The organism is Spiroplasma endosymbiont of Lasioglossum villosulum, assembly GCF_964020195.1.
Classification (GTDB): domain Bacteria; phylum Bacillota_I; class Bacilli_A; order Mycoplasmatales; family VBWQ01; genus Spiroplasma_E; species Spiroplasma_E ixodetis_A.
Window position 1 is genome coordinate 573,614 of record NZ_OZ026539.1, and the last position, 13,137, is coordinate 586,750.

The 13,137-nt window shown below is 22.7% G+C and carries 15 protein-coding genes; 10 read left to right on the forward strand and 5 right to left on the reverse strand.

Features of this window, described 5'->3' with window-relative positions:
* The first annotated feature begins 16 nt into the window (after nt 1-16).
* On the forward strand, nt 17-1,513 hold the full coding sequence (gene lpdA, locus AACK81_RS03295) for a dihydrolipoyl dehydrogenase (RefSeq protein ID WP_338962624.1): 1,497 nt from the start codon (nt 17-19) through the stop codon (nt 1,511-1,513).
* Between the two features lie 66 nt (nt 1,514-1,579).
* Here lpdA and AACK81_RS03300 read toward each other — a convergent pair whose 3' ends face one another.
* Both AACK81_RS03300 and AACK81_RS03305 read right to left on the reverse strand, forming a co-directional pair.
* Nucleotides 1,580-1,924 carry a hypothetical protein gene (locus AACK81_RS03300; RefSeq protein ID WP_338962626.1) on the reverse strand — a complete coding sequence of 115 codons (345 nt, stop codon included), beginning with the start codon at nt 1,922-1,924 and terminating at the stop codon, nt 1,580-1,582.
* 236 nt (nt 1,925-2,160) lie between these two features.
* Nucleotides 2,161-3,138: a hypothetical protein gene (locus AACK81_RS03305; RefSeq protein WP_338962628.1), complete on the reverse strand. Its 978-nt coding sequence runs from the start codon at nt 3,136-3,138 to the stop codon at nt 2,161-2,163.
* 1,096 nt (nt 3,139-4,234) lie between these two features.
* Here AACK81_RS03305 and AACK81_RS03310 point away from each other — a divergent pair.
* The 8 genes from AACK81_RS03310 to AACK81_RS03345 all read left to right on the forward strand — a co-directional run bounded on the left by AACK81_RS03310 (nt 4,235) and on the right by AACK81_RS03345 (nt 9,248).
* On the forward strand, nt 4,235-5,107 hold the full coding sequence (locus AACK81_RS03310; RefSeq protein ID WP_338962631.1) for a hypothetical protein: 873 nt from the start codon (nt 4,235-4,237) through the stop codon (nt 5,105-5,107).
* 260 nt (nt 5,108-5,367) lie between these two features.
* Nucleotides 5,368-5,742 (forward strand): 30S ribosomal protein S16, encoded by a 375-nt coding sequence (gene rpsP, locus AACK81_RS03315; RefSeq protein WP_338962633.1) that lies wholly within the window; start codon nt 5,368-5,370, stop codon nt 5,740-5,742.
* A 31-nt stretch (nt 5,743-5,773) separates the two neighbouring features.
* Nucleotides 5,774-6,013: a KH domain-containing protein gene (locus AACK81_RS03320; RefSeq protein WP_338962636.1), complete on the forward strand. Its 240-nt coding sequence runs from the start codon at nt 5,774-5,776 to the stop codon at nt 6,011-6,013.
* Between the two features lies 1 nt (nt 6,014).
* On the forward strand, nt 6,015-6,530 hold the full coding sequence (rimM, locus tag AACK81_RS03325; protein WP_338962638.1) for a ribosome maturation factor RimM: 516 nt from the start codon (nt 6,015-6,017) through the stop codon (nt 6,528-6,530).
* Nucleotides 6,523-7,284: a tRNA (guanosine(37)-N1)-methyltransferase TrmD gene (gene trmD, locus AACK81_RS03330; protein ID WP_338962640.1), complete on the forward strand. Its 762-nt coding sequence runs from the start codon at nt 6,523-6,525 to the stop codon at nt 7,282-7,284. The genes rimM and trmD overlap by 8 nt, the downstream gene beginning before the upstream one ends.
* Nucleotides 7,285-7,287: 3 nt before the next feature.
* Nucleotides 7,288-7,653 carry a 50S ribosomal protein L19 gene (gene rplS / locus AACK81_RS03335; RefSeq protein ID WP_338962642.1) on the forward strand — a complete coding sequence of 122 codons (366 nt, stop codon included), beginning with the start codon at nt 7,288-7,290 and terminating at the stop codon, nt 7,651-7,653.
* Between the two features lie 85 nt (nt 7,654-7,738).
* Complete coding sequence (gene ylqF, locus AACK81_RS03340) at nt 7,739-8,641, forward strand: ribosome biogenesis GTPase YlqF (RefSeq protein ID WP_281747933.1); 903 nt, start codon at nt 7,739-7,741, stop codon at nt 8,639-8,641.
* Nucleotides 8,631-9,248 (forward strand): ribonuclease HII, encoded by a 618-nt coding sequence (locus AACK81_RS03345; protein WP_338962645.1) that lies wholly within the window; start codon nt 8,631-8,633, stop codon nt 9,246-9,248. The genes ylqF and AACK81_RS03345 overlap by 11 nt, the downstream gene beginning before the upstream one ends.
* 162 nt (nt 9,249-9,410) lie before the next feature.
* Here AACK81_RS03345 and AACK81_RS03350 read toward each other — a convergent pair whose 3' ends face one another.
* Complete coding sequence (locus tag AACK81_RS03350) at nt 9,411-10,361, reverse strand: IS30 family transposase (RefSeq protein ID WP_338960236.1); 951 nt, start codon at nt 10,359-10,361, stop codon at nt 9,411-9,413.
* Nucleotides 10,362-10,437: 76 nt separating this feature from the next.
* Nucleotides 10,438-10,899: a hypothetical protein gene (locus AACK81_RS03355; protein ID WP_338962647.1), complete on the reverse strand. Its 462-nt coding sequence runs from the start codon at nt 10,897-10,899 to the stop codon at nt 10,438-10,440.
* 307 nt (nt 10,900-11,206) lie between these two features.
* Here AACK81_RS03355 and AACK81_RS03360 point away from each other — a divergent pair, with 307 nt between their 5' ends.
* Nucleotides 11,207-12,010 (forward strand): hypothetical protein, encoded by an 804-nt coding sequence (locus AACK81_RS03360; RefSeq protein ID WP_338962649.1) that lies wholly within the window; start codon nt 11,207-11,209, stop codon nt 12,008-12,010.
* Nucleotides 12,011-12,127: 117 nt separating this feature from the next.
* Here the strand turns inward: AACK81_RS03360 and AACK81_RS03365 are convergent, their stop codons facing one another.
* The gene (locus tag AACK81_RS03365) at nt 12,128-13,048 is read right to left on the reverse strand and encodes a hypothetical protein (protein ID WP_338962651.1); all 921 of its coding nucleotides are present in this window, start codon (nt 13,046-13,048) and stop codon (nt 12,128-12,130) included.
* Nucleotides 13,049-13,137: the final 89 nt, after the last annotated feature.

Below are 13,137 nucleotides of genomic sequence, written 5' to 3' on the forward strand. Positions count from 1 at the left end.
GGAGAAAATGTAAAAGATGTCTAACTATGATTTTGATTTAATAATTATCGGGGCAGGCCCTGGTGGTTATGTAACAGCGGCTCGAGCAGCAAAGATGGGTTTAAAAACTGCAATTGTTGAAAAAGATAACTGAGGTGGAGTCTGTTTAAATGTTGGATGTATTCCTACTAAGACGTTACTAAAGGGCGCAAAAGTTTTTCATTATATTGAAAATGCTGATAAATATGGTGTTGCTATTAAAGATAAAAAAAATATTGAAATTAATTGAAAAGTAATGCAAGATCGTAAAACTGGTGTTGTTAAAGGTTTAACTGGTGGAGTTGGCTTTTTAATGAAATCTAATAAAGTAGAACAATTATTAGGGATTGGAAGTGCTATTGATAAAAATACGATTTTAGTGAAAGCTAAAGATGGTAAAGAAAAGAAATATACTACTAAATATATGATAATTGCTACTGGTTCAAAAGTAAAAATGTTTGATAATCCTAATGGTCCACAAGGTTTAAGTGAAAAAGATTTAAAAACAAACCAAACATTATTAACTTCGATTGAAATTCTTTCTTTAAAAGAAGTTCCAAAAACACTAACTATTATTGGTGGTGGTGTTATTGGAATTGAGTTTGCTTGTTTATTTAGTACACTTGGTACTAAAGTTACTATTATTGAATATTTAGATCGTATTTTAGCATTACTAGATGAAGATATTAGCACAACTTTAACTAAAATTCTTGAAAAAAATGGTGTTAATATTATTACTGGTCATAGTGTTAATGAATTAAAGGATAAAACTTTAACTTATTATGTTGCAACCGATAAAGAACATAAAAAACCATTAACAGTAACTAGTGATTATTGTTTATTAAGTACTGGAAGAACGCCGATTACTGAAGGTTTTACTAATTTGGGAATTCAAATTAAGCCTAATCAAGCATTTGCCGTAAATAATAAATTGGAAGCTTTAGATGCTAACAATAATGTTATTGATAATATATATGTAATTGGAGATGCTAATGGTCAAAGAATGCTTGCTCATGTTGCATCAACACAAGGATTAGCAGCGCTTAATAATATTTTAGTTAAAGAAGGTAGAACGGATGCTGATAATCATCCATTGAAAGAGCAAGAAGTAGATTATAATAAAATGCCTAGTTGTATTTATTCATTCCCAGAAGTGGCAAGTGTTGGTTTAACTGAAACTGAATGTAAATCTTTAGGTAAAGAATATTTGATGAAGAAAATACCATTTACTATTAATGGTAAGGCATTGGCTGATGGTGAGACTGATGGTTTTGTTAAAATAATTATTGATAAAAAATATGGAGAAATCCTAGGTGCTCATATTTTATGTTCAACGGCTACTGATATAATTGCTGAAATTGTTAATATTATGCAAACGGAAGGTACTATTGTTGAATTAGCCTCTTCTTGTCATCCACATCCAACAATGTCAGAAGTAGTTATGGATGTTGCACAAGATTTAGAATTAGAATGATACAAAGTTAATAAAAAATAGAAAATAATAAAAATGTACCTAAAAATTTAAAGGTACATTTTTATTGTAAAATTAATATAATATTGATTAAAAAGTATTGCTTCTTCTTTTTTTATCAAAAAAATAATTAGTGGTATTACTGTTAATTTCTTTTTGTAAATATTTATTTCATGTAGTTATTTGTTCAAATTGTATATTTTCTAAATTTTCATTACATAAATTTTTATTTTCTGACGTTCTTTTTTTAAATAGTGTTTGAAATGTTTTTACTTCATTTTGTTGCATTTCTGTTTTATCTTTATCTTCTAATAATTTGCATATAATGCTATTTTTTTCTGTTCGGCATTTAATAAAAATATTTTCTTTACATTTCACTGCTTGTTCTCAATTTTTATCTTTTTCAATATCAAAATCATATTTATTTGTTGACATTTTATTATTGTTCCTTTCAATATAAAAAAATGTTAATTATGTCACTTTGGAGAAAAAACCAATAGTAGTGACAAGTTAATTTTATAATGATATTTAAAAATATTTATATTTTTAAATATTAAGATTAGATATAAAAAAAATAATATATATTTTGATTTATGTTTTTTAATTTGTATAAAAAAGTGTAAAAAAATTACTTTAATTTTTTACTTAGAAAATTAAAGTAATTATTATTTTTAAATAACCTTATTAATTTGATTTTTTGTTTTATATTCAACAAATATTTTTTGAAAAAGAGGATCTGTTAAAACATTATTTAATACTAGTTGTTCATATGTTTCATAGTTGTGATTTCTTTGCACATAATATGTTTCATAAGCAAATAAGTGCATAATCATATTACCAATAGTAGGATTACTTTCTTTGTTATTTTTTCAAAGTATTTCTTGTAGTTTAATATCGTGTTTTTTAAATAACATATTCATTGAATGTTTTATTTTATGTGGTCTAGTTAATATTAATTTTTCAATGGCACTACTAATATTAAGACCATTAGCAAATATATCATCTAAACTATGAATAAAATTTCTCAATTGAATTAATTCAAGATCTTCAAATAATTGTTCATTATCTTGCAAAATTTTTTTCATTAATAACATTTTAACATGACTATCATTTTGTTCAATATAAATAGGAATTTTAATCATATTAGTGAAACTTCTAATGATTGGAATTAATTCTTGTTTAAATTGATAGCCTAAATGGTAGTGAATTATAAAAAATAATAATAAAAGATTTTCATATATTTTATTTAAATTCAAAAAGGTAAGTGATTTTTTATGTTCATCTATTGTTTTAATAAATGACTGATGGAATTCAGTGATAATATTAACAATATCTTGTGAAGTATTTTCCAAACATACGTTTTTAAAATTGGTAAGTATAGTTTTTTTATATATAAGATTTGCATTATTAAATTCTTTTAAAGCATTTTTATAATAATCTGTTGTGAATGTTTCTGAAAGTTCTTTTTGTAAACTATTAATTTTTTCTTCATCATAAAGAATAACTGCATCTTGATAGTTTAAAAATAAAACAATTCAATTTATACACATTTTTTTTTGATCAACAGTTAAATTTGTATCAACGAAACATTGGAATAAAGCACCGCCAGTTTCAATGATACACTCATCAGCTGTTTTGTTAATTAACATTATTTGGCACCTAACTTTCTTTTTTTGTAGTTTTAATAATTTAATTAAAAAGTGTTTTAAGGTCAACTATTTTCTTTAATATTCTATCATTATAAATGACTTTTTTTAAATTTTAGTAAAAATTACCAATTTTAATATTTTTTTAAACAAGTTAAAAAATGACTATTAACTTTAGTTTTTTAAATAACTTGAAAAAATATTTAAAAATTTTTTAAATCATTAGATAATCAGATGTATTTTTTTTGTTCAATAGTTAAGTTTGTATCAATGAAACATTGAAATAAAAAACTCTATTTTAATGATGCAATTATTAGTTGTTATATTAATTAACATTATTTGGCACCTAACTTTCTTTTATAATTTGATAACTTTTAATTAAAATATATTTTAAAAGTCAGTTATCTCTTTTAATCTTCTATCATTATAAATGACTTTTTTAAATTTTAATAAAAATTACCAATTTTAATATTTTTTAAACAAGTTAAAAAATATTATTAACTTTAAATTCTAAAATGTTATTTTTAAAATTATTTAATGATTTTAAAGTAGGTTATTATTATATTTATATAACATCAACATATACTTTAAAATTGAAGTAATGCTCATATTTTATCTCAAATTCTTTATACAAGGGAGTCTAATAATTTTTAAATAAGTATAATTTGTTATGCAAGTTTTTTATAAACTTTTATATTTTTTCTAATTTTTTAAATATTAATTTTATAATCAAAAACTTAGTTAAACACTTATGGGACAAGATGTGATAGTGTGAATCTTGTATTCTTATTCTAACACATAATATTTGAAACTTCTTCTTTTTGGAAATTATTATTAATTGTAAAAAAAACTTTAGTATTAGCGATAATTATTGGTTAAAAGCATTTTTTACTATAAATTAATTATAAAATAGATTATTAAAATCGTAGTATTTTGGCTTTAATAAGAGTAAAAAACTAATTTTATGAAAAATAAATAAATTTTGTAAAACAAAAAATAATATGTACAATATAATTATTAAGTTTAATATAAGTTTTTTACCCATTGCTTTTTTTAAGTAAATGGGTTTATTAATAAAAAAAATAAGAGGTAAAGAAGAATGATAAATGATTTAGTTAATATAAATAAGTTTATAAAAAGTTTAAATACAAATAATATTAATAGTATAGATTTGATGCAACAATATTATTATCATGAAATAAGAGAAAATATAGAAATATATAATGAATTAATTGAAAAATTAAACAATATTTTTTCATTATTTAATATAACTATAGAAGAAGAACAAAAATATAATATTTTTTTTATTTTTTTAAAAGAAGAAATAAAAAAAACTAAGAAAAAATATCAGGAAAATTATAAATATGAAATAGAACAAATTGCCAAAATTTTAGATCAAAATCAACAAACTATTGATAATTGTTTAGTAGTCAATAATAAATATAGTAATATTATTACAAGTTTAAATAATAAAAAAATTAGTAAATGAAAAACTAATTTTTTAAAAATTATTACTTTTGGTTTTTGAGATTGAAATAAAAAAATAACAGTTCAACAAGAAGAATTAGAAAATTATAAAATTAATAATGAAGAATTGATAAAAGCGAAAGAATTAGAAAATGAAAAACTAAAAGAAGAAAAAACTACTATTTTGATTGAAAAACTAAAGAAAAATATGTTTGAAATAACTAGTGTTCTTGCAGAAGTTGACATTTTAGAAGAAGAATTTAAAAAAATGCTCAGTGAAAAAACTAATAATGAACCTGAATGTGAAATTGCAGAGGAAGCAATTGAAGTACTAAGTAAAAAAAGAAGGTCATTTTGTTCACAAGATAGTGGTTTTGACTCAAATGCAAGTAGCGATAGTGAAGAATCTTCTTATCCAGAAAAATTAAATCCATTTATTAATGATGATGATGTAAGTTCTCAATCAACCAGTATTTTTAGTAAACCAATTTTGCCAAAAATATAAATAGATAAATGTAGTTATTAAAATTAACAATTATTTTAATAATTAAATATTAATAAATAAATTATTTAAATACTTATATCAGTAAGTGTTTTTAATAAAAAAACTTATTTATTTAGAAAAAATATGTAACTTAGTAAAAATAAAGAAATTATTATTTTAAAATCTTTTTATCTGTTAAGTATTTTAACTTGACATCATTATGTGAATAAGATATTATTAAAAAGGTTTATTTGCCACAAATTAATAGAAGGAGGTAATTTATGGTTAAATTACGCTTAATACCAACAGGAAAAAGTAAATCAGTGCAACCTAGTTACAGAATTGTTGCGATTGATGCAAGAACAAAACTTAATGGTAGATATATTGATAAATTAGGTACTTATAATCCAACAAGCAAAGAAAAACAAGTAACTATCGATGAAGTAAAAGCATTAAAATTTTTATCAAATGGTGCTCAACCAACAGAAACTGTTCGTAGTTTATTATCAACAGAAGGAATTATGACTAAATTTCATAATTTAAGACAAGAGAGAAAAAGTAGCAAACCTAAAAAAATAACAAAAAAACTTACTGTAAAAAATAAAAAAACTGCTACTACTAATTCTATTAAAAAAGAAGAAGCACCTGCTACTTAATATTAAAATATGCTACAAGTGATTAATTAATATGTATGTAACATTGTTAGAACATTTAATTGAACCAATTTTACTTGATAAAATTTGTGAAGTTGAGATTCGCGAATTAGTAGAAAAAAATCACTATGATTTAATATTAATGGTACCAAAATCATTAATATCAGTATTGATTGGTAAAAAAGGAAATACTATTCGTGCATTATCAACAATTATTGAAAGTAAAGCATATTTAGAAAATAATACTATTAAATTAGTAATTAATGAGTTTTAAGATGAAATATTTAGAATTAGGTACTATTGTTAATACTCATGGTCTTATTGGTGAAGTTAAGGTTTTATGTAATTATTATGGTAATAAATTTTCATGAAAAGAAAAAACAACAGTTTATTTAGAAGAAACTAAACAACTAACACCTTTAATTATTTCAAGAGTAAGAAATCATAAGCAGTTTTTATTATTAACATTTGAAAATTATAATACTATTGAGTTAGTAGAAGGTATGAAAAATAAAAATTTAGTTATTAATACTGAAGAAATAATTAATGACAACTTACCTTGATTTTATGAAGATATTCTAAATTATGAAGCATTTGATGCTAAGAATAATGCTTTTTTAGGAAAAGTTATTGCTTTCTTAGATAATAATCATCAAGGTTTATGAGAAATAAAAATGACTAATAAAAAAACCTTTTTTATTCCTAATAATAAAGTATTTATTAATAAAATTAATAAAGAAGAACAAAAAGTTTATTTTAATATTATTGAAGGATTAATTAATAATGACTAAAAACCAATTCACAATTATAACTTTATTTCCCAATGCTTTTAATGATTTTATGCAAACATCAATTATCAAACGAGCTATTACTAAAAAACAAATTAGCATTGATATTATTGATATTAGAAATTTTGCTAATAATAAACACCAACAAGTTGATGATGCTCCTTATGGTGGTGGCAATGGTATGGTTTTACAAGCAATGCCAGTAATTAATGCTATTAATAGCGTAAAACTTAAATATCCTGAGGCTAAAACAATTTTACTTAGTCCACAAGGTCAACAATGAAATCAACAATTAGCTTATAAATATAGTCAAAAAAATATTAATTATATTTTAGTTTGTGGTCATTACGAAGGTATTGATGAACGCATTATGTCTTATATTGATGAAGAGATTTCAATTGGTGATTATGTATTAACTGGTGGTGAATTACCAGCAATGGTTATTATTGATTGTATTACTAGGTTAATTCCTAACGTTATTCAACATCAATCTCATCTTAATGATTCTTTTAATAATTCATTATTGGATTATCCAACATATACAAGACCAGAAGAAGTATTAGGTATGAAAGTTCCAGAGGTTCTAATTGGTGGTCACCATGAAAAGATAGCAGAATATCGTCATCAACAAGCATTAATTAATACTTATAAAAAAAGAATTGATTTATTTAAAAAATATCAATTATCTGCAAAAGATAAAATAATAATTGAAGAATATAAATCTTTACTTAAAAAAAATAAACGAAAGGAGAAATAAAACATGCAAAATGCAATTATTAAATTAGTTAGTGAAAGTCAACTAAATCATAATCTTCCTAATTTTAAATCTGGAGATACAATCCAAGTATTTTCTAAAATTAAAGAAGAAAAAAAAGAACGTATTCAAATGTTTGAAGGGGTAGTTATTGCTCGCAAAGGTTCAGAAATTACGCAAAATGTTATTGTTCGTAAAACTGTTGGTGGTAAAGGTGTCGAAAAAACATTTGCTTTACATTCACCATTAATTGATAAAATTAATGTTATTCGTAAGGGTAAAGTAAGAAGAGCACGTATTTTCTACTTACGTAAATTAAGCGGTAAAGCTGCTAGAATTAAAGAAATTAAAACAGTAAAACCTGTTAAATAATAATTAAACCACCGTTATTAAAATCAATGGTGGTTTTCTAAATTGATATAAAATAATAATAAAATGTATTAAAGGAGTTAAAAAAATGCCTAATGAAAGTACCCATAATCAAATTCATTGATTCCCTGGTCATATGATGAAAGCCATTAAAGCAATTGAAACTAAGTTACCAATTATTGATGTTGCAATTGAAGTTTTAGATGCACGAGCACCATTAGCAACAAAAAGTACTTTATTAGATCGTTTATTAGAGAAAAAAATAAGAATTATTGTTCTTAACAAAGTTGATTTAGCAGATGATAATTTTACTAAAGAATGAGTTAATTTTTTTGAAAGTCAAGGTTTTTCTGTTTTATTGGCAAAATCATTAACTACAAAAATGAAACCGCAGTTATTAAATTTAATTACTAAATTAATGGAGCCACAAATGGAAAAACAATTGGCAAAAGGTATTGTTAATCCAAAAATTAAGGTATTAATTATGGGATTACCAAATACGGGGAAATCAACATTTATCAATAATTTATTACAACGTAAAGTAACACAAACTGCTAATATACCTGGTGTTACTAGAGGTCAACAATGAATTAAATTAAATCCAACGATTGATTTGTTAGATAGTCCTGGTATTTTACCACCAAAAATGAATGATCAAAAAGTAGTAATGATTTTAGCTTTAATTAAAGCAATTCCTGTTAAACATTTATTTTTAGAAGAAATGGCTAATTTTGCTTTAACCTTTTTACTTGAGAATTATTATGAAAGATTAGTAAAATATTATAATATTAATTTTGAAATTAAAAATATTAATGATGAAACATTATTTCTTTATTTTAAGAAATTAGCACAAAAATATCATTTAAAATTGGCTAATGATGAAGATAATACTCATCGTGCCATGAATTTATTTATTAATGATTTACAAGTAGGGAAATTAGGATTAATTTCATTTGAAATACCACCTAAGATTTTAAAACATGAAAAGTAGTTTACGATACGAAATTGATAATTATTCATCAGGAACATTAATTGCTGGTTTTGATGAAGTGGGAAGGGGAGCTATTGCAGGACCAATTGTTGTTGCAAGCGTTATTCTTAAACCAAACTTTAATCATCCTTTAATTAAAGATTCAAAACAATTATCAACAAAACAACGAATAGCAATGTATCAAATTATAATTGATAATGCACTAACAGTTGCTGTTAGTATTAAAAGTCATCAATTTGTTAATATTCATAATCCTAAGCAGACTAGTATTTTAGCAATGATAGAAGCATTTAATAAATTAAAAATAGTACCTGATGTGTGTTTAGTTGATTTTGAAAAACCACAATTTCCTAATTTTCTAGGAAAAGTTGAAGCAATAGTTAAAGGTGATCAAAAATCACTTAATATTGCTAGCGCTTCGATTATTGCTAAAGTAGTAAGAGATAAAATTATGATTGATTATGATACTAAATATCCTAATTATGGGTTTAAAAATCATAAAGGGTATTATACAAAAAATCATCAGATAGCATTACAAAATTATGGTATTTGTGATATTCATCGTATTAGTTGTGCGCCCCTTAAAAAATATAGTGGGATTATATAATAGAGAAACTTTTATTATTACAATTATTTATTGGTAATAAGTTATTATCTAATTTATTTATATCTGTTGCTAATAATTTATTATTTTGAATATTAAAAATTTCTTTAATTGGTTTAGTTCCTTGATTTATTAAAATATGCTAAATTGTAAAGGTAAGTGCAACTAAATTATTTTTCTATCCAAATATTCGATTGGTGAAAGATAATTTAGTATTTTTCTTGGTCTTTGGTTTAAAGACAATATAAATTTATGAACTTCATTTTTATTAGTTTTTGAAAAAATAAATTTTTTAGGAAATTTTTCTCTAATTAAACCATTAGTATTTTCATTAGTACCTCTTTGTCAAGGTGAATATGGATTGGCAAAATAAATTTTTATATCTAAATTTTTTTCAAGTTGTTGTCAATTTGAAAATTCTTTGCCACGATCAAAAGTAATAGTTTTAACAATGTTTTTAGGAAGAATTGATAAATAATAACTAACATTTTTATTAATAACTTTAGTAGTTCTGTTTTTAACTAATATTGCTAAAGTAAATCGTGATACTCTTTCAACTAAAGTTATTAAACATGATTTGCTTTTACCTCGTGATGATACTATAGTATCTCCTTCTCAATGACCAAGTGTTATACGATCATTAACATTTATATCTCGTTCTTTAATTGATTTACCATTAAACTTGCCACGATTTTCTTTAGATTTTCGTTTTTTACCTTTTCTTCTTAAATTTTTACTAGTAACTTTATCAAGCATTCCAAAATAAATTCAAGTATAAATTGTTTTAAAACTAATAACTCACTCTTTATGAAAATTTTTAATTCTGCCATAAATTTGTTCAGGTGATCAACCTAATAGTAATTTTTGTTGTACATATTTTACTAAATTCTTATTTTTAAACTTATGAAAACTAATATGTGATTGTTTTCGATTTTCAGCTTTATTTTGTGCAATTAATGAAAAATAATGATTATTATCTTTATTTCTATTAATTTCTCGAATAATAGTACTAATACTTCGATTAAGATTTTTAGCTATTTCACTAATTTTAAATTTAAATTTCAATTGATTCTCAATATAAATCCTTTCATCTATGCCAAGATGTTTATAACTCATATAAAAACTCCTTACTTTTTTCTAAACTAAATTTAGCATTATGAAATTTTTATATGAGAATTTTTTGCAATTTTATTTACTTGCACTTACAAGTATAACTCAGCATATTTTTAAATGATTGAAGGCCATGTTTTTGTAAATTCTTTTCTAATTGGCTTGTAGGTGTTTTAATATTATAGGCAACTTCTAAATAAAAGAATCTTTTTTGAAAGTCATGGTCAAAATCTTGATATTTTTTATAGATTTTTTCTATTTTATTTATTATATTTTTATTTAATATTTTTTGAAAGGCATTATTGTTAATAATGTCTTTGCTAATATTTTCTAATAAATAGTGTAGTGGAAATAATTCAGTAGAATAACTAGTAACATTTTTATATGGTAATAATAAGTCATTGATTATTTCTTTTTTAATATTGTATTTTTGTCTAATTTTATTAGAAGTTTTAATTATATTTATTTTAAAACAAAATTTATTATCTTTATTATCAATTACTAACATAGTTGAAAATATTTCTTTATATATTTTTTTTAACATTTTATTTTTCCTTTTTTATTTGGATATTTAATTTAATAAAAATCCTAATATAGAAAAATAGCTATATTAGATATATACATTTATTAAATTAAAATAATTATATCTAAAAATATGAAATAATACTATTTATTTTTTATTATTGCTTTTCTTCATAATTATGGACAAATCTTATTGAGATTTTTAATTTAATTTTTTTGAAATAAACTTATATGTTTATTAAATTTTCTAGTTCTGTTATAATTAAACTATATTAATTTAAAGTAAAATAGTTTTTAATTTATAATTTAAGATAGTCAGGGGAATTATAATGACAAAGAAATTCGGTTATAATTTACTAACATTTATATATTTTTCAAATCAACGTCGCGGTACTGCTAAATTAGTTTTGAAAAAAAGTACATGTAAACATATTATTAAAATTTACAAGAAAAATAAAAATTTACAAATAAGTGATAAGGTAAGATTATTATCTAATTTTTTAAGTAGTAATATTGTTTCTAAAATTTCAGCTTTAGCAGAAGAATCTTCAATGCCATATACTTTGATTGATGAAATAGTTTTTGTTATTCTTGAACGATGAGAACTATTTTTACAATGAAGTAAAAAAATAACAAATGCTCTTATTATTACTGTTAATAAAAATCTAGAATTTAGCGCTGATTGAGTAGGTAATGAGAATATTTTTGCAGAGTTAATAACCGAATATACTATTAATTATAAAGAATTAGGAATGAATACCATTATTTTTAATAATGGTTTTTCTTACGAAAGAGATGGTATTAAGTATAGTGATAATGGTATTGCTAAAATTATTTTAACACCATGTTTATGAAAACAATTAGATAAATTAAATAATAGTTTTGAGATATCGCAATATTTAAGGAATGAACAAATATTTTGTTATCTTTCTTTAGAACCAAATTCTGATAAAATTTTAAATTATGCTTTTGAACAATTGGCAGTTTTAATTTTTAATAATAAAAAATATGTTAATGATGCTTTTCTTAAGTTTAAAGTAGGTGTTGTTTTAGAATTTGAAGCAGTAGTGCATGAACAATTTCAATTAAAACAAATCTCAGCAATGAAAATTAATAGCGAAGAATTAAAATAATATATATTATTTTGAAGTAAAAAATAAGGTAATACTAGACTAGTATTACCTTAATTAATATATTTTAGAAAAGTTGAATAATAATTTTATGCTAATCATATCATTATTATTTTACTATTAATTGTTTATTCTTATTATTATTGTTGACTTTAAAGAAATAGTTTCTTGGTTTTTTACTAAAGCAATAGAAAGTGTTAGTTCATCTCCGTCTGTTAAATCATTTGGACGAGGTATTCCTGTTCTTTCAAAATTTATAACATTAAATTTTGCTTTTCAACCAACCAATTGTTCAAAGTTATTAAATTTAATAGCTTTTTCAGTTCTGCTTTTGCTTATTAATGGTACTTCTGTTTTATCTTTTAATCATTTATTAACAGTTTCTTCTAATTTATAACCCGCTTGGAAATACTCAATAGAACTTCCTTCATAAACAAATTCATTATAACTTAACTTAGCAGGACTATCACTTGCAAAAATATTAAATAAAGCATCAGTTCCAGTCATTACTTTTACTGTATATTTATCCCCTAAATTTGTTTTACCATCTTCTTTAAAGAATTGTAAATTATATGTCCCATCACCAACTACAAGTTTTTCATCATCATTTGGTTCTACAAATTTACTAGTAGAAACTTTTATATTAGATATTTTATTTTTAATTTTAGCAACTTCCGTTGCATCAAAATTACCATCTTCAGGTGTTGTTCCTGATGTTAATTTCTGTTGTAAAACAGATTTTAAAAAATAGAAACTGTCTTTATGTTTAGCTTTGGCTTGACCAGTAGTTGCCTCTTTTTCTAATAATTTAGTAACCAAAATATCGGAATTATCAATTCAGAAAAAGGATGTATCTTTTTTTCAATTAAGTCTAATAGTTTTTAAACCGTTTCCTTCATTATTTGTTAAACCTAAATTTATTGATACTTGATCTAGTAATATTTTTACCTGATCTTCTTTGTTGTTACCACAAGCTATAACAGTAGTTACTGGTACTGTTGTTATGACACTAGCACCTAATAACTTTAATAATGTTCTCATATTCCTCATTTTTCTCTTAACCTCCTCAGTTAAATCTAGAATAGATGTGAGAAATTATCTTCAATAATCTTATGTAAAACATATTATTT